This is a genomic window from Streptomyces sp. NPDC014801 (assembly GCF_043082085.1).
Classification (GTDB): Bacteria; Actinomycetota; Actinomycetes; order Streptomycetales; family Streptomycetaceae; genus Streptomyces.
This window is the reverse complement of record NZ_JBIBXG010000009.1, coordinates 283,193-301,605: the sequence shown is the minus strand read 5'-3', so window position 1 is coordinate 301,605 and position 18,413 is coordinate 283,193. Positions and strand designations below refer to the sequence as shown.

The 18,413-nt window shown below is 74.6% G+C and carries 14 protein-coding genes; 5 read left to right on the top strand and 9 right to left on the bottom strand.

Annotated features, from left to right (window positions below):
* Positions 1-9 precede the first annotated feature (9 nt).
* Entirely contained in the window at positions 10-804 is a 795-nt protein-coding gene (locus ACF1AL_RS23240) for a class I SAM-dependent methyltransferase (RefSeq protein ID WP_366835347.1), read from the top strand.
* Between the two features lie 67 nt (positions 805-871).
* Here ACF1AL_RS23240 and ACF1AL_RS23235 read toward each other — a convergent pair whose 3' ends face one another.
* The 7 genes from ACF1AL_RS23235 to ACF1AL_RS23205 all read right to left on the bottom strand — a co-directional run bounded on the left by ACF1AL_RS23235 (position 872) and on the right by ACF1AL_RS23205 (position 6,182).
* Complete coding sequence (locus tag ACF1AL_RS23235) at positions 872-1,204, bottom strand: TcmI family type II polyketide cyclase (protein WP_366835348.1); 333 nt, start codon at positions 1,202-1,204, stop codon at positions 872-874.
* Between the two features lie 12 nt (positions 1,205-1,216).
* On the bottom strand, positions 1,217-1,702 hold the full coding sequence (locus ACF1AL_RS23230) for an SRPBCC family protein (RefSeq protein WP_366835349.1): 486 nt from the start codon (positions 1,700-1,702) through the stop codon (positions 1,217-1,219).
* A gap of 1 nt (position 1,703) precedes the next feature.
* Complete coding sequence (locus tag ACF1AL_RS23225; RefSeq protein ID WP_386911374.1) at positions 1,704-1,985, bottom strand: phosphopantetheine-binding protein; 282 nt, start codon at positions 1,983-1,985, stop codon at positions 1,704-1,706.
* Between the two features lie 29 nt (positions 1,986-2,014).
* A complete protein-coding gene (locus ACF1AL_RS23220; RefSeq protein WP_391820706.1) occupies positions 2,015-3,253 on the bottom strand; it encodes a beta-ketoacyl synthase N-terminal-like domain-containing protein in 1,239 nt (412 codons plus the stop codon).
* Between the two features lie 28 nt (positions 3,254-3,281).
* Entirely contained in the window at positions 3,282-4,550 is a 1,269-nt protein-coding gene (locus tag ACF1AL_RS23215; RefSeq protein ID WP_366835352.1) for a beta-ketoacyl-[acyl-carrier-protein] synthase family protein, read from the bottom strand.
* Positions 4,547-4,954, bottom strand: a complete 408-nt coding sequence (locus ACF1AL_RS23210; RefSeq protein WP_366835353.1) for a cupin domain-containing protein — start codon at positions 4,952-4,954, stop codon at positions 4,547-4,549. The genes ACF1AL_RS23215 and ACF1AL_RS23210 overlap by 4 nt, the downstream gene beginning before the upstream one ends.
* Positions 4,955-5,048: 94 nt before the next feature.
* Positions 5,049-6,182, bottom strand: coding sequence for a SchA/CurD-like domain-containing protein (locus ACF1AL_RS23205; RefSeq protein WP_391778089.1), 1,134 nt, complete (start codon positions 6,180-6,182; stop codon positions 5,049-5,051).
* A 219-nt stretch (positions 6,183-6,401) separates the two neighbouring features.
* Between ACF1AL_RS23205 and ACF1AL_RS23200 the strand changes: the two genes are divergently transcribed.
* Positions 6,402-8,231 (top strand): FAD-dependent oxidoreductase, encoded by a 1,830-nt coding sequence (locus ACF1AL_RS23200; RefSeq protein ID WP_391827187.1) that lies wholly within the window; start codon positions 6,402-6,404, stop codon positions 8,229-8,231.
* A 509-nt stretch (positions 8,232-8,740) separates the two neighbouring features.
* Positions 8,741-11,008: an N-acetylmuramoyl-L-alanine amidase gene (locus ACF1AL_RS23195; protein ID WP_391820707.1), complete on the top strand. Its 2,268-nt coding sequence runs from the start codon at positions 8,741-8,743 to the stop codon at positions 11,006-11,008.
* Positions 11,009-11,081: 73 nt separating this feature from the next.
* Here ACF1AL_RS23195 and ACF1AL_RS23190 read toward each other — a convergent pair whose 3' ends face one another.
* Positions 11,082-12,431 (bottom strand): serine/threonine-protein kinase, encoded by a 1,350-nt coding sequence (locus tag ACF1AL_RS23190; protein ID WP_391827185.1) that lies wholly within the window; start codon positions 12,429-12,431, stop codon positions 11,082-11,084.
* An 805-nt stretch (positions 12,432-13,236) separates the two neighbouring features.
* Here ACF1AL_RS23190 and ACF1AL_RS23185 point away from each other — a divergent pair.
* On the top strand, positions 13,237-14,232 hold the full coding sequence (locus ACF1AL_RS23185; protein WP_391778086.1) for an ATP-binding cassette domain-containing protein: 996 nt from the start codon (positions 13,237-13,239) through the stop codon (positions 14,230-14,232).
* Positions 14,229-15,023: an ABC transporter permease gene (locus ACF1AL_RS23180; RefSeq protein ID WP_366835359.1), complete on the top strand. Its 795-nt coding sequence runs from the start codon at positions 14,229-14,231 to the stop codon at positions 15,021-15,023. The genes ACF1AL_RS23185 and ACF1AL_RS23180 overlap by 4 nt, the downstream gene beginning before the upstream one ends.
* A gap of 176 nt (positions 15,024-15,199) precedes the next feature.
* On the opposite strand, the gene ACF1AL_RS23175 is transcribed toward ACF1AL_RS23180, so the two are convergent.
* A complete protein-coding gene (locus ACF1AL_RS23175; RefSeq protein ID WP_391827183.1) occupies positions 15,200-18,346 on the bottom strand; it encodes an ATP-binding protein in 3,147 nt (1,048 codons plus the stop codon).
* Positions 18,347-18,413: the final 67 nt, after the last annotated feature.

Here is an 18,413-nt window from a genome sequence, read left to right as displayed (position 1 = left end):
CGATCCGCCATGCCCGCAGACGCCAAGTCGCCGAGGAAACTGCGCAGCAACCGCGCCGCGCTGACCCACAAGGTGGGGTACGCGCTGCGCCACCCGGAGCGCGTCGCGCCGTATCTGAAGCGGGCCGGGCGGGACGCCTGGCTGCGGCTCAAGCACCCGGACCACGTGGGCTACTACCGGGCCGTGATGGCGTCCGACACGCGGCGCAACCCCGAGGCGGCGGTCGGCAGCCGGACGCACGACCGCTGGCTGGCGCTGGGGCAGATGCAGTACGACTACCTGATCGAGCACGGGCTGCGGCCCGAGCACCGGATGCTCGACATAGGCTGCGGCAACCTGCGCGGCGGCTGGCGCTTCATCCGGCACCTCGAACCCGGCCACTACTACGGCATCGACATCTCGCCGGACATCCTGGTCGCCGCGAAGAAGACCCTCGTCGAACGGGGCCTGCAGGAGAAGGTGCCGCACCTGACCATCACCGGCGACCTCACGCTGGACTTCCTGCCCGACGGCCACTTCGACGTCGTCCACGCCCACAGCGTGTTCTCGCACTCGCCGCTCGACGTCATCGAGGAGTGCCTGTCCCACGTCGGCCGGGTGCTGAAGCCGACCGGATTCTTCGACTTCACCTTCGACCGCACGGAGGGCACCGAACACCAGGTGCTGCGGGAGGACTTCTACTACCGCACGGAGACCCTGCTGACGCTGGCCCGCCGGCACGGCCTGGACGCCCGCTTCATGGAGGACTGGGAGTCCCGCCCGCACGGCCAGTCGAAGATCCGCGTGAGCCGCGCGGCGGGGTGAGCCGGCCGCGGGCCCGCGCGGGCACGCCCGCGGGCCCGGCCAGGGTGTGGCCGGGCCCGGGCGGTGGTCAGCGGACCGTGGCCGCGTCCCAGTGGTAGAAGCGGCGGGCCATCGCGTCCTTCGGGCTGCGCCAGGTCGCCGGGTCGTACGCGGAGACGAACGGCGTCAGACGCTCGCTCACGTCACGGAACTCCGGGTGGTCGACCAGCCGCGCGATCGCGGGACCCGGGTCCTGCTCCGCCTCGATGAGGTGCAGGTAGATGTCGTTGAACTGGAACAGGCTGCGCCGGCTGACACCCACCAGGTGCGGCAGTTCGCCCCGGTCGGAGTCGGCGAAGACCTGCGCGATGTCGTCCTCCGAGCCCGGCTTCATCCGGGCGACGATCAGCGTGTGGTGCATCGGGTGCGCCCTTCAGTCCGTGGCCAGCGCGGGCTCACGGCGCCCGTCGCCGGCCGCCTGCTCGATGCGGTCGCGGATCAGCGCCATCTGCGTCTTGGAGTTGCGGTTGATCATCGCGGTCATGCCCGCGTCGTCGACCGGCGCCTCCGGCTTCATCGCGAAGTCCTGGATCCAGCGCATGCGCACGCCCTCGGGCGTCTCGCGGTACTCCCAGCGGATGTTCATGTACTGGAAGGGCCCGGTCTCCACGCGGTGCGCGCGCACCGTGCGGCTCGCCCGGTCGGCGGTGCGCTCGGAGACCCAGCTCCACACCTTGCCCTGCTCGTCGGGGTGCATGGTGAGCCGGAAGGTGACGGTGTCGCCCTTGCGGTCCAGGACGTCGACCGAGGCGTACTCGCTGAACAGCTTCGGCCAGTTGTCCAGGTCGTTGGTCATCTCCCAGACCAGGTCGAACGGGGCGGCGATGGTGATCTCGTTCTCGGTGTGGCCGTCGGCCATGTCAGGCTCCACTCGTGAGGGCGTCGTTGACCAGCGCGAGGAACTCGGCCGGCGTCTTGCACTTCTCCGCGTTCTCCGGCAGGCCGGCGCCGTACCGCTTCTCCAGCTCGGCGACGATGCCGAGCAGGCCCAGCGAGTCCAGCCCGAGGCTGTCGAAGCCGGACGCGGACTGCCGCTCCAGCTCCTGCGGCTCGACCTGGACCCCGGCCGTGCGCTTCATCAGGTCGGACAGGTCGGCGTAGGTGACGCGGGAGGTCAGCTGGTGGTCCAGTTGATCCGTCATGAGGTGCTCCTTGGGTGAGGGGGTGGGGGTCACGGCGCGCCCTTGCGCAGGACGAGCGCCGCGTTGTTGCCCATCAGGCCCCGGCTGACGACCAGGGCGGTGCGGACGTCCGCGGTCCGCGCCCGGCCGGTCACCAGGTCCAGTTCGTGGCAGGGGTCGAAGACGTTCGGCGTGGGCGGGATCAGGCCGTTCTCCATCGCGAGGACCGCCGTCGCCACGTCCAGCACCGCCGCCGCGCAGTGCGCCCGGCCCCCGCCGGTCTTCGGCGCGGTCACCGGCACGCCCCGGGCGTGCGGCCCGAGCGCGTCGGCGAGGGCGAGGACCTCCGCCGCGTCCGCCTCGGGCACGCCGAGCGCGTCGGCGAAGACGACGTCCACGTCCTCGGGCCGGCAGCCCGCCTGCTCCAGCGCCCCGGTGATCGCGCGGGCCAGCCCCTCACGGGAGTCGGCCCAGCGGGAGGCCCCGGTGAAGGTCGCCGCGTGACCGGCCACCGTCGCCCGTGCCTGGGCGCCCCGCTCGCGCGCCGCCCGCTCGTCCTCCAGGACGAACATGGCGCCGCCCTCGCCGGGCACGAAACCGCACGCGCCGGAGGTGAAGGGGCGGTACGCCCGCTCGGGGTCGTCACTCGTGCTCAGCTCCGGATAACCGAGCTGGCACACCATCGAGTACGGCGCGAGCGGCGCCTCCGTGGCGCCGACCACCACCGCGTCGGTGCCCCGGCCGATCGCGCGGGCGGCGTGCGCCAGCGCGTCCAGGCCGCCGGGCTCGTCCGCGCACACCACCCCGCACGGGCCCTTGAACCCGCCGCGGATGGAGGTCTGGCCGGTGCTCGCCGCGTAGAACCAGGCGATCGACTGGTACGGCCCGACGTGCTTGGGACCGTCGCCCCACAGCTTCTGCAGCTCCCGCTGGCCGAACTCGCCGCCGCCGGAACCGGCCGCCGTCACCACACCCACCGCGTACGGCGAGGCGACGTCGGCGGGCGCCAGCCTGGCGTCGTCCAGCGCCAGCTGGGCCGCGGCCATCGCGTGGTGCGTGAACCGGTCCGTCTGCACGAGGTACGTCGTCTCGATCAGCGCGGCCGGGTCGAAGCCCTGCACCTCGCCGGCCACCTTCAGCGGCAGGTGCGCACAGCCCTCCCGGGTGATCGGGCCGAGGAAGGCGCGGCCGTCGGCGACCGCCTTCCAGTAGCCCTCCGCGCCGATGCCCTGCGGTGCCACCACACCCACTCCGGTGACGACGGCCCGCCGGGTGTCCGGTCCGCTCATCGCAGCCACCTCCGGACCCTCGGTCCGCTCATCGCAGCCTCCTCTCCGGTCCGGTCAGCACGACCGCCGACTGGAACCCGCCGAACCCGCTGCCCACCGACAGCACCGTGGACAGCTCCCGCTCCCGCGCGGTGCGCGGCACGTAGTCCAGGTCGCACTCGGGGTCCGGCACCTCGTAGTTCGCGGTGGGCGGCACCACCTGGTGGGCCAGCGCCAGCACGCACGCCACCAGTTCGATGGAGCCGATCGCGCCGAGCGAGTGGCCCACCATCGACTTGATGGAGCTCATCGGGGTGTCGAAGGCGTGCGCGCCCAGGGCGCGTTTGACCGCGGCCGTCTCGTGCCGGTCGTTCTGCAGGGTGCCCGAGCCGTGCGCGTTGACGTAGTCCACGGTGCTCGGGTCGAGCCGGGCCTGGTCCAGGGCGTCGTCGATGGCCCGTGCCATCTCCAGGCCCTCCTTGGTCAGGCCGGTCATGTGGTACGCGTTGCCGTACGTGGCGTAGCCGGCCAGCTCGCAGTAGATCTGCGCGCCGCGCGCCCGGGCGTGCTCCAGCTCCTCCAGGACCAGGACCGCGCCGCCCTCGCCCATCACGAACCCGTTGCGGCGGGCGTCGAAGGGCCGGGAGGCGTGCTCCGGGTCGTCGTTGCTGGGCGAGGTCGCCTTGATCGCGTCGAAGCACGCCATGGTGATCGGGGATATCGGCGAGTCCGACGCGCCGGCGATCACCACGTCGGCCCGGCCGTCGGCGACCGCCTGCGCGGCGTAGCCGACCGCGTCCAGGCCCGAGGTGCAGCCGGTGGACACCGTCTGCACCACCCCGCGCGCCCCGAACTCCTCGGCGACGGCCGAGGCGAGGGTGCTCGGCGAGTACGCCCGGTGCAGATCCGGGCCCGCCTGGGTGTGGTCCACGTCCCAGCGCGCACCGCGCTCGCTGACGAGGACGTAGTCGTGCTCCAGCCGGGTGGTGCCGCCGACGGCGGTGCCGAGGAAGGCGCCCAGGCGCCACGGGTCCTCGCGGGCCGTGTCCAGTCCCGCGTCGCGCACCGCCTCGGCCGCCGCGACCAGGGCGAACTGTATGTACCGGTCGCAGCGCTGGACCGTGGCGAGGTCCAGCCCGTGCGCCTCGGGGTCGAAGTCGCACTCGGCGGCCATCTGCGAGCGCAGGCCCTCCGGGTCGAACAGGGAGATCCTGCGCGTGGCCGTACGGCCGTGGGACAGCAGGTCCCAGAAGGCGGGGACGCCGATGCCGCCGGGCGCGACGACGCCTATGCCGGTGACCGCGACCCGCCGGCTCATGAGAGCACCTCGGCGGGTTCGCCCTCCTCGGTGTCGACGTGCCCCATGTCGGGGCGCGGCGCCAGCGGGCCGAGGTGGAAGACGATCCGCGCCTCGGTGTCGCCGACGTTGCGGAACCGGTGCCGCACGTGCGGCGGGATCAGCAGCCCCTGCTCGGTGCGCAGGTGCTGCGGCTCACCGTCCAGGTCCACCTCGAACACGCCCTGCGTGACGAAGACGAACTCCTCGGAGTACGGGTGGTAGTGCTCGGCGATGCGCTCCCCGGGCTGCACGATGGCCACGCCCATGAAACCGCTGGTCGAGCCCGCGGTCGTCGGCGTCAGAAGCGCGCGGACGTCACCGCCGCGGCGGCGGTTGGGGGCGATCGAGCCGAGGTCGACGATTCGTGCCTGCTGTTGCGTCATGGCGGTTCACTCCGGAAGGGGAAAAGGGATTCGGGGTGCCGGCCGCCGCGAGCGGACGGTCGGGGCCCGGGACATCGGGGTGCCGGCCGCCCGGTCAGGCGGTCGGGGCCGTGCGGTCGGTCAGGGGCCGCATCCGGGCCCGGGTCAGGAGGCGGGGCAGCGCCCGCTCGTCCGCCAGCGGGACGTCGAGGCCGAGCGCGTCACCGTCCAGCAGCGGCGCGGCCGCCGCGCGGGCCTCGGAGCCGGACAGGCCCAGCACCCGCCCCGGCGTGTCCTGCGGGTCGCCGGCCACGTCCACCAGACGCACCACGAGATCGTCGCGGTGGAAGACCGTGCAGGACGTGACCGGGCTGTCGGGGTCGCCGGCGGCGGCCGCGTCCTGCCGCGCCAGCAGCCGGGCCAGCGCCGGGCCCTCGCCCGGACGGGCCGGGTAGAACAGCGCGAGCCGCTCCGTGCCGCCGGCCGGGTGGACGGCGTCGACGTGGTGCACGGCCGGCAGCGCGGCCCGGGTGAAGAAGGCCCGCGCCGACTTCGGGTCGTCCAGGTCGCGGTCCTGCTCCAGATAGGGGTTGATCGCCTCCTCCACGGCCCGCACCTCCGGCTGGCGCGCCACATGCCGCAGCGCGGCCTGCAGGTCGCCGCGCACCTCCACGGCGCGCACCACCCGGTTGCCGTGCAGGAACAGCGAGGTCCGCAGCAGCCGGGTGGTGTCGTCCACCCGGGCCTGCGGCGAGGCGTAGTTCGACAGCAGCTCGGCGACGACCGCCTCGCTGCCGGGCCGGACCGTGAAGGTCAGGGCGTGCCGCACGACGTTGCCGCCGGTGCGGGGGGCCGGCTGCAGCGCGCCCACGGGAGTGGGCTCACCGGTGCCGCCCGTCTCGCGCAGCACGGTGTAGCGCAGCGAGCGGGTGTCGCGCACGCAGCCGCTCATCGGCTCGACCATCTGCAGATGCTGGTCGCTGTTGACCCAGGCGAGGAAGGGCTCGGCGCTCTCCCACTCGCTGGTGATGAGCCACTGTGTGGGGTTCTCCAGGGACTGGCACAGCTGGTCGCTGATGTGCCCCGGTACGGCGGCCACCTGCGCGCACATGTGCTCGTAGGCGGTCAGGAACTCCTTCTGGGTTCCGTCGTGGATGTCCACCATGAGCACGACCCGCACCCGGGACCCGTCGAACGCGTCCGTGGCGACGCGGTCCGGGACCGTCGACACGGCGGGGGAGACCGTCATCCTGCACACCTCTTCTTCGGGCGGGGAGCCTGTGTTTCTTCCGGCGGGGTTTGTGGAGGGGGTCGCGCTGAGCGGCCACCGCGGCCACGTAGGGACGATCCTGAGCCGAGGTGCAGCGGCGCGCGATCCGGGCGGGGTGAGCGGGTGAAGCGTGAGCCGCCGGCGGCGGTGCGGGGCATGGATGTGAACCCGTGGGATCGACGCGCTGGAGGCGAAGCGATGAAGCAACAGGCCGGTCAGGAGGCCGTGCACCGGGTTCCTGTCCTGATCGTCGGAGGGTCCCTCGTGGGCCTGTCGACATCCGTGTTCCTGGGCCGTCTGGGGGTACGGCACACCCTGGTGGAGCGGCACGCAGGGACGTCCATTCACCCGCGTGGGCGCGGCAACAACGTCCGGACGATGGAACTGTTCCGGGTCGCGGGCGTCGAGGGCGACATCCACCGGGCCGCGGCCACGCTGGCCGACAACCACGGCATCCTGCAGACGCCGACGCTGGTCGGGGACGCCGGGGAGTGGCTGTTCCGGGAGATCGACCCGGGCGGCGGGCTGGCCCGCTTCAGCCCCACCTCCTGGTGCCTGTGCAGCCAGAACGACCTGGAGCCGGTGCTGCTGGACCACGCCGTGACCCTCGGCGGCGACCTGCGCTTCTCCACCGAGCTGATGTCCTTCGAGGTGGACGGCGACGGGGTGAGCGCCGTCGCCAAGAGCCGCGAGACCGGCGAGCACCTGCACGTGCGGGCGGACTACCTCGTCGCCGCCGACGGGCCGCGCAGCCCCATCCGGGAACAGCTCGGCATCGGGCAGAGCGGCCCCGGCGACCTGTTCCACAACGTCAGCATCACCTTCCGCTCGCGCGGCCTGGCCGACGTGGTGGGGGACCGGCGGTTCATCGTCTGCTACCTGACCCGGCCCGACGCCGACGGGGCGCTGCTGCCCGTCGACAACCGCGAGAACTGGGTCTTCCACGCCCCTTGGCACCCCGAACACGGCGAGACCGTCGAGGAGTTCACCGACGAGCGGTGCATCGCGCACATCCGCCGCGCGGTCGGCGTGGACGACCTCGACGTCGAGATCACCGGGCGGGCCCCCTGGCACGCCGCCCAGCGGGTCGCGACGGCCTACCGCTCCGGGCGGGTCTTCCTCGCCGGGGACTCCGCGCACGAGATGTCGCCGACGGGCGCGTTCGGGTCCAACACCGGCATCCAGGACGCCCACAACCTCGCGTGGAAACTCGCGGCGGTGCTCGGCGGCTGGGCCGGGGACGGGCTGCTCGACAGCTACGACGCGGAACGGCGCCCGGTGGCCGAGGCGACCAGCGCGCGGGCGGCGGTGCGGTCGGTGGAGCACAGCCACCCCGGCTTCGCACCGGGCGGCGACCTGGGCGCCTCCGGCGGGGGTGCCTCCGGCGGTCCGGGTGGCTCCGGTGGTCCCGGTGGTCCCGGCGGTCCGGGCGGGCCTGGTGGTCCGGGCGCCTCCGGCGGGCCCGGTGGTCCGGGTGCCTCGGGCGGTCCCGGTGGCTCCGGCGGGCCCGGTGGTCCCGGCGGTCCCGGCGGGCCTGGGGGGCGCAGGCCGGGTGGGATCCTCGACGTCGCGCTCGGCTACCGCTACCCGGCCGGCGCGATCGACGGCGCCGACCCGTCCGGGCCCGTCGTCCCCGACCGGCTGGAACTGTCCGGCGCGCCCGGCAGCCGCGCCCCGCACCTGTGGGTGCGGCGGGCCGACGGCAGCCGGGTCTCCACCCTCGACCTGTACGAGACGTCCCTGGTCCTGCTGTGCGACGCGCAGGCCGGGCACGCCTGGTACGACGCGGCGCTGCGGCTCGCCGACGAACTGCGCCTGCCGCTGCGGCCGCACCGGGTGGGTCCCGGCGGCGACCTCGTGCCCGAGGAGGACACCCCCACCTGGTCCGCGCGCCACGGCGTGGCCCCCGGCGGCGCGGTCCTGGTCCGCCCCGACGGCTTCACGGCCTGGCGCACGGCCCACGCGGTCCAGGACGCGGAACGCGAGCTGCGGCGGGTCCTGGGCAAGATCCTCTCCATCCGCACGTAGCGCCTGCCGGCGGCTTGGCGGTTCGTTCGTCTGCGGGTGCGGTGCGTCTTCGTCCGCGGGTGCGTGGGTGGCTGGTCGCGCAGTTCCCCGCGCCCCTGGGGAGTTGCGGTCACCGTCCGCGCCCCGCGTGCCCTGCGGGCGCCTCGGTTCTTCGTCCGCCCCAGCCGCGGGCATGCGTGCCGCCTGGGGCGGCACGGGTGGGCGCGGCGGCGCCCCGTAGCGCCGGGTTGCGCAGCCGACGGCGGTGATCGCACCCCCGGGTGACATCGCAACGTCGCCCGCCCACCCCACGGCGTTCACCAAACCCGAGAGGACAGGTGATCTACGTCACCCCACCCCCGTAACCCGTGATACCGGCGGAGCCCCCCGCGCTGAAGGGAGCAGCACACCCCCGTAACCGGTGTGCCTCCTGTGACTTCGCCGCCGCCACCGTCGCGGCCTTCTTCGGGGTGGGACACGTCGTGATCCGTCGTACGACGCGTGCGTCGCATGCGTACAAACCGCTGAGCTTGAAACGACGCGCGTGGCTGACGCTCGGCGCCGTCGTGCTGGGAGGGGGAGGCATCGTGACGTACGCCGTCGCGAGCCCCGCCCACGACGGCCCGGGCGTCCGCGCGAAGCGCCCGGTGCGGGTCTACGACCTGGCGCTGAACGGCACCGCGAGCGACAAGCGCGAGCTGCCCCGCACGGACACCCACCCGTTCTCGCTGGTCGGCGTCTCCTGGTCCGGCCCCGCCGTACGCCTGCGCGGCACCGCCCAGGTGCGCACCCACAGCAGCGTGACCGGCGCCTGGAGCGACTGGCAGGACCTGGACGTGGACGCCGACCCGGTCGAGCACCCGGAGCAGGGCGACCGCGGCGCGTCCGAGCCGCGCTGGGTGGGCCCCTCCGACGGCGTCGAGGCCCGCGTGCTGCGCAAGAACGGCACCTCGGCCGCCCTGCCGAAGGGCCTGCAGGTCAACCTGGTCGACCCGGGCGTGGTCACCGACGCCGAGACCCGCGTGAGCGACCCCGCGCCCGCCGCGTTCGCCGCCGAGACGTCCCCGACCGACACGGCCACGCCCACCGACACGGCCACGGACACGGCCACCGGCACGGCCTCCCCCTCGCCCACGGACTCCGTGTCCTCCACGCCGACCGACACGGTCTCCCCGGCCCCGACCGACACCGTCTCCCCGGCCCCGACCGCCACGGCGTCCCCCTCGCCCACGGCGACCACCCCCACCGCGTCCGCGACCCCCACCGCCCCGCAGTCCACGGTGCCGCGTCCGCCGATCACCTCCCGGGCCGGCTGGGGCGCCGACGAGTCGCTCAGCCCCGACCCGTCGGAGTACAACGCGGACGTCAAGGCCGTGTTCGTGCACCACACCGACGGCGACAACACCTACGCCTGCACCGACTCGGCATCCGTCGTGCGCGGCATCTACGCGTACCACACGCAGGTCAACGGCTGGAACGACATCGGCTACAACTTCCTCGTCGACAAGTGCGGCACCGTCTTCGAAGGCCGCAAGGGCGGCGTCGACCTGCCGGTGCTCGGCGCGCACACCTACGGCTGGAACCGTGAGTCCGCGGGCATCGCGGTACTCGGCGAGTACAGCACCACCGGCGCGAGCAACGCCGCGCTGGAGGCCGTCGCCCGCGTCGCCGCCTGGAAGCTCGGCCAGTACGGCGCCGACCCGGCGTCCACCGTGCAGCTCAACGCCGGCGCCACGCAGACCAACTACTTCGGCACCGCCTACACGGCCGGCACCAAGTACACCTTCCAGCGCGTCTCCGGTCACCGCGACGGCTACAACACCCAGTGCCCCGGCAGCTCGCTGTACGCGCAGCTGCCCACCATCCGGGCCTGGGCGGCCGGACCCGTGCAGGGCCTGAAGGTCACCTCCGTGGCCGGCGGCGCGAGCCTGTCCGGCTCGACGTACTACACCAAGGGCGCCGTCACGGTGAACTGGTCGGCCACCACGCCCCGTTCGCTGGTCAAGCGGTTCGAGCTGCTCGTCGACGGCAAGGTCGCGGCCACGACCGCCGGCACCGCCTCCTCCGCGAGCACCACGCTCGCCCTCGGCAGCCACACCCTCGCCGTCCGCGCCGTCCACCAGTCCGGCCGCACCGCCACCACCGCCACGCTCAACGCCGTCGCCGAGACGACCGCGCCCGCCTTCACCGGCAACCCGGCGCTGTCCCTGCGCACCGGCACCGTCAACACCACCGCCGTCCCGGTCACCCTCGGCTGGAAGGCCACCGACAACGCCGCCCTGCGCTCGGTGAGCCTGCTCTCGCCGGGCACCGCCACCTACGGCGCCACCACCTACAGCGCCGCCCGCACCGCCGCGTCCGGCACCGCCGCCACCTGGTCGCTGCGCGCCGCCGACTACGCCGGCAACACCCGCACCGTCTCCGCCGCCTACACCCCGGTGATCCTCCAGGAGTCGGCGGCCGTGCGGTCCGGCAGCTGGAGCAGCCGCTCCTCCAGCAGCTACCTCGGTGGCGCCTCGTACTCCAGCGGTACCAAGGGGGCGAGCCTGACCTGGACCTTCACCGGGCGGTCCGCCGCCTGGGTGGTCTCCCGGGCCTCCAGCTCGGGGCAGGCGTACGTGTACGTGGACGGCGTCAAGGTGGCGACGGTCGACCTGAAGTCCGCCACGACGCTGTACCGGCAGGCGATCTGGACGAAGAACTGGTCCGGCAGCGCCAAGCACACCGTCAAGATCGTGGTCGTCGGCACGACGGGCCGGCCGACCGTCACCACCGACGGGCTGGTCTACCTCAAGTGACCCCCTGAGGTGACCTGCCGCTGAACCGACGAGGGCCCCGCCGCACGCACCGGCCGGGGCCCTCGTCCTTGCGTCACTCCTCGTCGTCGTGGTGTTTCTTCTTCTTCTTCGTGGCCGTGGGGTCGGGCTGCGGGGCCGCCGGGGCGTCGTTCTGCGGGACCGCCGCGGACTCGTCGGCCGTGACGGCCGCCGGATCGGTGCCGTCGGTGGGCGCGGGCGCGCCGGTCGCGGGGACCTTCGGGGTCTCGGCGGAGCTGCGGTCGGGGGCGAACCAGGTCATGCCGGCCAGCAGGGCGCCGACGAACAGCAGCGCGCAGGCGAGCGCGGCGGCCACCTTCCCGCCCGTACCGCCGAGCCTGCCCGTACCGCCGAGCCTGCCCGTACCGCCGAGCCTGCCCGTACCGCCGAGTCTCGCGGTGGCGCCCGGTCTTGCGGTGCCGCCGGGCCGTGCCACGGCGGCGGTCCTGCCGGTGGCGCCGGGGCGGCGCTGGTGGGAGGCGCGGGACGGGCCGCGGTGGCGCTGGTCGCGTTCGGGGAGGCGGTAGGTGGTCACGGCGGCCGGTGCCGGGGGCGGCGGCAGCGGGGCCACCGGCACCTGGCTCGGCGGTAGCGGTTCGGCCCGGCTCCGCCAGGCGCCGCTGTTGAACCAGTCGGCGATCTGCTGCGCGGTGGGGCGGTCGTCCGGCTCCTTGGCGAGCAGGTCGAGCAGGAAGGTCTCGTAGGCGGGCGGCAGGTCCACGCCGAGGTCGCGGGGCAGCGGCGGGGAGGCGTCCAGGTGCTGGTGCAGCACGCCGAGGGCGGTGTCGGCGTGGAAGGGGGGCCGCCCGGTGAGGAGTTGGAAGAGCACGCAGCCCAGCGCGTACACGTCGGAGGCCGGTCCGGCGGGGCGGCCGAGGGCGCGTTCCGGGGCGAGGTAGAGACCCGTGCCGACGATCTGCCCGGTCGCGGTGAGCGCGGCGCCGGGGTCGTCGAGGAAGCGGGCGATGCCGAAGTCGCCGATCTTCACGGTGCCGTCGGCGTCGAGGAGGAGGTTGGCGGGCTTGATGTCGCGGTGCACGATGCCCTGCTGGTGGGCGGCGGCCAGACCGGCGGCGGCCTGCGCGGCGATGTGCGCCACCCGGTCGGCGGGCTGCCGGGAGAGGCGCGCGAGACTGTGGCCCTCGACCAGTTCCATGACGAGGTACAGCCGTTCCTCGTGCTGCCCGAAGTCGAGTACGCCGACCACGTGCGGGTGGTTCAGCGCTCCCGCCGTCTGCGCCTCCAGCCGGAACCGGGCGGCGGCGGTGGCGTCCGTACTGGCCTGCTCCAGCAGGAGTTTGACCGCCACGGGTCTGCCGAGCAGCTCGTCGTGCCCGCGCCAGACCTCACCCATCGCGCCTCGCCCGATCGGTTCGAGCAGCCGGTACCGGCCCGCTATCAGCACCTGTGACTCAACCTCGCCTCGCACGCCAACCTGACCGCCGCAGACCGTGCGCACCGCCGAGGCCGGCGGTGACGGTGGGGGGAGGGCCGCAGCGAGCACAGCGTACTGGCGGACGGATCTTCCCCGCTCAACTCCCCTGCCCACCTCACCCGGTGACGCCGGGCGAACGGGTACGAGCTGCCCCCCGCGAGTCCCGGCCGGCATCCGCCGGGAGGCCGGCCTCCCGGCCACCCGGGCAGGCCGCCACCCGGGAGGCCCGGCAGGCCGCCGCCCCCGACGGCGGCAGGCCGCGCACCCGCCGGGCGCGGAACCTCGGGCGGATGCCGGGAGGCCGGCAGGCTGCCGTCCGGGAGGTTCGGCAGGCCGCCGTCCTGGGCGGCGAAAGGTCGCGCACCCGCCGGGCGCGGCACGCCCGCGGGTGCCGGGAGGCTGGTCGGGCCGCCACCCTGGAGGCCGGGCAGGCCGCGGCCCCCCGACGGTGACAGGCCGCGAACCCGCGGGGCGTGGGCACTCCGGCGGGTGCCGGGAGGCTGGGCAGGCCGCCGTCCCCCGACGGTGACAGGCCGCGCACTCGCCGGGCGTGGGCACTCCGGTGGGTGCCGGGAGGGCTGGGCGGGCCGCCGTCCTCGACGGCGAGAAGTCGCGGGCTCGCCGGGGCGTGGGCACCGGCGTCGGGCGGAGGCCACCACCCTTCGTGGCCCACGCCGCCCCGCCGGCCTGCCGGTTTCAGCCCCCGGTGGCCGGCACGGGCCGTTGAAACCGCGCTGAAGCCGCGCTGAATGCGCCGGGTCGCAGGCTACGGGACATGACGACGACCGAGCACGATCTCGCTATCGCGGCCACCGGGCTGCGCAAGGCCTACGGGGACAAGACCGTCCTCGACGGCATCGACCTCCAGGTGCCCGCCGGCACGATCTTCTCCCTGCTGGGGCCGAACGGCGCGGGCAAGACCACGATGGTCAACATCCTGTCCACGCTGATCTCCGCCGACGCCGGCACCGCCCGGATCGCCGGGCACGACCTCACCGCCGGGGCCCAGGCGGTCCGGGCCGCGATCGGGGTCACCGGGCAGTTCTCCGCCGTGGACGGCCTGATCACCGGCGAGGAGAACATGCTCCTCATGGCGGACCTGCACCACCTCTCCCGCAGCGAGGGACGGCAGGTCGTCGCCGGTCTGCTGGAGCGCTTCGACCTGGTGGACGCCGCGAAGAAGCCCGCCTCCACCTACTCCGGCGGCATGAAGCGCCGCCTGGACATCGCCATGACCCTGGTCGGCAGCCCGCGGATCATCTTCCTCGACGAGCCGACCACCGGCCTCGACCCGCGCTCCCGGCACACCATGTGGCAGATCATCCGCGAACTGGTCGCCGGCGGCACGACCGTCTTCCTCACCACCCAGTACCTGGAGGAGGCCGACCAGCTCGCCGACCGCATCGCGGTGCTCAACGGCGGCCGGATCGTCGCCGAGGGCAGCGCCGCCGAGCTCAAGCGGCTCGTGCCCGGCGGCCATGTGCGGCTGCGCTTCTCCGACCCGGCGACCTACGAGCGGGCGGCGACCGCGCTGCGCGAGACCACCCGCGACGACGAGGCGCTCAGCCTGCAGATCCCCAGCGACGGCAGCCAGCGCGAGCTGCGCGCCGTCCTCGACTGGCTCGACGCCGCCGGCATCGAGGCCGACGAACTGTCCGTGCACACCCCGGACCTGGACGACGTGTTCTTCGCCCTGACCGGCAGCTCCGTCCCCGCACAGCCCACCACGAGCAGCGGCACCCGTTCCGCCGACAAGGAGACCACCCGATGAGCACCGCCGGCCACGCCCTCCGCGACAACCTGACCATGCTGCGGCGCAACCTCCTGCACGCGCGCCGCTACCCCTCCCTGACCCTGAACCTGCTGCTCACCCCGGTCGTCCTGCTGCTGCTGTTCGTCTACGTCTTCGGCAACGTGATGAGCGCCGGCATCAACGGCGGCCACGCGGACCGGGCCGACTACGTCGCCTACCTGGTCCCCGGCATCCTCTTCCTGACGGTGGCCATGACCTCGCTCGGCACCGCGGTGTCGGTGTGCACCGACATGACCGAGGGCATCATGGCCCGGTTCCGCACCATGGCGATCTCCCGCACCTCCGTGCTGATCGGGCACGTGGTCGGCAGTGTGATCCAGACGCTGATGTCCCTGGTGCTCGTCCTGGCCATCGGACTGGCCATCGGCTTCCGGCCGGACGCGAGCCCGCTGGAGTGGATCGCGGCGATCGGGCTGATGGCGCTGGTCAGCCTCGCGCTCACCTGGATCGCGGTGGGCCTCGGCCTGGTGAGCCCCAACCCCGAGGGCGCCAGCAACATGGGCTACCCGCTGGTCATGCTGCCGTTCCTGTCCAGCGCGTTCGTGCCGGTGGACGCCATGCCGGGCTGGTTCCGCTGGTTCGCCGAGTACCAGCCCTTCTCGCCGGCCATCGAGACCCTGCGGGGGCTGCTGCTCGGCGACGGGATCGGCACCAAGAACGCCGTGCTGACCGTCGCCTGGTTCGTGGCGCTGACCGTGCTGGGCTACCTGTGGTCCAAGGCGCAGTTCACCCGCGAGCCCCGCAGGTGAGTCCCACCGCCCGGCCGACGGGACACCGGCCGGCGGGGGACCCGCCGCCACCCCGGTCGTGGACACCCACCGCCCCCGTCGGGACACCGCCACCGCCCCCTCGGGGCCACCCACCGCCCCGTCGGGGCACCGCCACCGCCCGGTCGGGGACACCCACCACCCCGACGGGATCCCCGTCACCCCGCCAGTTCCCTCAGGGCCTCCACCCGCAGCTCCTCCCGCCCCAGGGCGGCGTACCTCGACCTCGCGTCGGTGTACGCCGCCCTGTCGGCGTTCCGGGCCGCCTCGCGGGCCCGGTTCAGCGACAGGGTGGGGAACTCCCGGACCACCGGCATGCCCTCGGCCAGCGCCAGCAGCCGTACGGCGTTCGGCTCGCCGCGTGCCAGCCGGGCGTGTCCGAGGGCCAGCAGCAGCGTGCCGTACACCGGCAGCTCCACCGGCGCCCCGTCGGCCGGCGAGCCGTCGGGCAGGGTGGCGGACAGCAGCCCGAGCAGCCGCTCCCGCAGCTCCTCGGTGAGCCCGGCGACCGGCTCGGGCCGGCCGTGCAGCGCGTGCGCGGCGACGGCCGCCGCCTGCAGCTGCAGCACCCACGGGTCGACGAACGGATCGCCCTCGGCGTACCGGGCGCCGACCTGCCGCACCCGCTCCGCCGCCCGGCGCCACAGCCCGAGCCCCAGCTCGCTCAGCCCGCGGGCCAGCGCGATCTCCGCGCGGGCCGCCAGTTCGGGGCTGTACGTCCCGTCGGCGTCCGGCGGCTGGTCCACGACGGCGTGGTCCAGCCAGTACTCGGCCTCCTCGATCTCGCCCCGGTGCAGACAGGCCAGCACGAGCCCCCAGCGCACGCCGAGCGAGTCCGACCGGTCGCCGAACGCGTCCAGCGCGCCGAGGGCGGCCCGCAGATGCTCGTACGCCTCCGTGCCCCGCTCGGTCTGCAGGCACAGCTCGCCGACCCGGCCGTGGCTGAGCAGGTGCATCGCCGGGTTGTTCAGCGGGGTGAGCGCGCCGACCATCGAGCGGGCGCTCGCCAGCGCCCGCTCCACGTCGTGCCCCGCCTCCCAGACGTAGCTGGCGACCCCCGCGGCGATGCCCGCGAGCAGCGGCTCGTCCGCCTCGCACAGCTGCTGGAGCCGGTCGTAGCCGGGCGGCCGCATCTCCGGTACGGCGCACAGCACCACGGACAGGGCGCGCAGCACGGTGTCCGGCGGGGCGGGCGGCAGCCGCCGCAGGGTCACCAACTGGCGTACGGCATGAGGGCCGTGGCCCATGAAGAGGCTCGCCGCGCACACCGCGGCCGCGCTGCGGGCCGGTTCCACGTCCGCGGGGTCCTCGGGCCGGAAGTGGGAGAGGGGGGCCGCGGTGTCGGCGGCCAGCGCGGCGAGCCGCGCGTAGCTGGAGCCGGTGGACCACAGGGAGGACAGCACGGCGGTGACGGCCGCGGTGGTGGGCCCGTCGCCGCGGGCCAGCGCGTGCCGCAGGGCGAGGACCAGGTTGTCCTGCTCCGCGCGGATGCCCGACCAGGCGGGCACCGGGTCGGAGCCGAACAGCTGGTCGTGGTGGGCGCGTCCGAAATCCCGCGCCCAGGCGAGGAACCGGCCGGTGACCGTCTCCTCCTCGCCGGCCTCGGCGCGCTGGGCGGCGCCGAACTCCCGCAGTGTCTCCAGCATCCGGAAGCGCACCCCGGAGGGGCTGTCGTCGACCTTGATCAGGGACTGTCCGGCCAGCTGCTCCAGCAGGGTCAGCGCGTCCGCGCGCTCGCCGAGGACGTACTGCGCCGCGTCCTCGGTGAAGCCGCCGGGGAACACGGACAGGGCGCGCAGCGCGGCCCGGCCGTCGCTCTCCAGGAGGTTCCAGCTCCAGTCGACCACGGCGCGCAGGGTGCGGTGCCGTTCGGGCGCGTCGCGGGCGCCGCCGCGCAGCAGCGCGAAGCGGTCCCTCAGGCGGGCGGAGATGTCGGCCACGGACAGCACCCGCACCCGGGCCGCGGCGAGTTCCACGGCGAGCGGCAGCCCGTCCAGGTGCCGGCAGATCTCGGCGACCGGCCCCGGCGGCAGCTCCACGCCGGGCCGGGCGGCGCGGGCCCGCTGGACGAACAGCTCCACCGAGGTCTCCTGGGACAGCTCCGGCAGGGCGTACACCGACTCCGAGCTGAGCCCGAGTGGGGCGCGGCTGGTGGCCAGCACTCGCAGCCGGGGCGCGCGGGAGACCAGTGCCTGGACGAGGGCGGCCGCACCGGCGACGACCTGCTCGCAGTTGTCCAGGACGAGCAGCACAGGCCCGGCGCCGAGCGCCGCGGCGATGCCGCTGACCACGTCCGTGCCGCCGGCGAACTGCCGTCCCTCCGCGGCGCCGACCGCCGAGGCCACTTCGCCGGGAACGTCGTCGTCGGCGGTGACACCGGCGAGCGGCACGAAGTGCACCACGGGCTGCTCAGCGGCCCGGCTCACCGCGTGCGACAGCCGGGTCTTGCCCAGCCCGCCGGGGCCGACGACGGTGACCACGCGGGCCTCGCGCAGCAGCCCGGTCACGGCGGCGATGTCGGCGTCCCGGCCCAGCAGCGGATTCGCGTCGTGCGGCACGCCGTGGCGCACCGGCGCCGCGTCCGCGCTCAGCAGCTCCAGGTGGACGGCCTTGAGGGCGGGCCCGGGATCGGTGCCGAGGGTGTCGCGCAGCCGGCGGCGGTAGGCGTCGTAGCGGGTGAGGGCGGCGGCCCGGCCGGCGGTGGCGGCCTCGCAGCGCAGCAGCTCCGCCAGCACCTCCTCGTCCTGCGGCAGTTCCCGGGCCAGCTCGGCCAGGGGCGTGGCGGCCTCCTCCCGCCGTCCCAGCCGGGCCAGCGCGAGCGCCCGGGTGCGGGCCAGCGAGCGGTGTGCGGGGGCCCGGGCGGCGCGCAGGGCCGCCACCGGGTCGTGGAGGTCGTCCCCGGCGGCGGCGTCCACGGTGCCGTCCCACAGGGCGAGCCCGGCCTCGGCCTCCTCCAGGGCGCCCTGGTGGTCCCCGGCCCGGGCGCGGGCGGTGGCGGCCGCCTCGTGCAGCAGCAGCGCGGAGCTGTCGACGTGGGTCTCCGGGAGCGTCAGCCGGTAGCCGGCCGGGGTGCTCTCCACCAGGTCGGCGCCGAGCTGCGTCCGCAGCCGGGACACCAGCACCTGGACGGCCTTGGCGGGCCGCTCGGGCTGCTCGTCGGGCCACAGTCCCTCCGCCAGCCGGCCGGTGCCGCACCCGGTGCGCAGGTCGTCGGCGAGCAGGGCCAGCAGGCCGCGCAGCCGGGGCGCGGTGATCTCCCGGCCCCGGCAGGCGACACGGGTCAGCAGGGTCAACTCGGTGGTCACCCCCGAAGGTTAGTCACCCGGGCGAACGCCGAGGGAGGCCCGGGGGAGGGATCCGGGTCCGGCACCA

Bases quoted from the DNA above. Each gene is read 5' to 3' on its own strand.
- ACF1AL_RS23240 (WP_366835347.1), top strand. From the start codon at position 10: ATGCCCGCAGACGCCAAGTCGCCGAGGAAACTGCGCAGCAACCGCGCC.
- ACF1AL_RS23235 (WP_366835348.1), bottom strand. From the start codon at position 1,204: ATGCACCACACGCTGATCGTCGCCCGGATGAAGCCGGGCTCGGAGGAC.
- ACF1AL_RS23230 (WP_366835349.1), bottom strand. From the start codon at position 1,702: ATGGCCGACGGCCACACCGAGAACGAGATCACCATCGCCGCCCCGTTC.
- ACF1AL_RS23225 (WP_386911374.1), bottom strand. From the start codon at position 1,985: ATGACGGATCAACTGGACCACCAGCTGACCTCCCGCGTCACCTACGCC.
- ACF1AL_RS23220 (WP_391820706.1), bottom strand. From the start codon at position 3,253: ATGAGCGGACCGGACACCCGGCGGGCCGTCGTCACCGGAGTGGGTGTG.
- ACF1AL_RS23215 (WP_366835352.1), bottom strand. From the start codon at position 4,550: ATGAGCCGGCGGGTCGCGGTCACCGGCATAGGCGTCGTCGCGCCCGGC.
- ACF1AL_RS23210 (WP_366835353.1), bottom strand. From the start codon at position 4,954: ATGACGCAACAGCAGGCACGAATCGTCGACCTCGGCTCGATCGCCCCC.
- ACF1AL_RS23205 (WP_391778089.1), bottom strand. From the start codon at position 6,182: ATGACGGTCTCCCCCGCCGTGTCGACGGTCCCGGACCGCGTCGCCACG.
- ACF1AL_RS23200 (WP_391827187.1), top strand. From the start codon at position 6,402: ATGAAGCAACAGGCCGGTCAGGAGGCCGTGCACCGGGTTCCTGTCCTG.
- ACF1AL_RS23185 (WP_391778086.1), top strand. From the start codon at position 13,237: ATGACGACGACCGAGCACGATCTCGCTATCGCGGCCACCGGGCTGCGC.
- ACF1AL_RS23180 (WP_366835359.1), top strand. From the start codon at position 14,229: ATGAGCACCGCCGGCCACGCCCTCCGCGACAACCTGACCATGCTGCGG.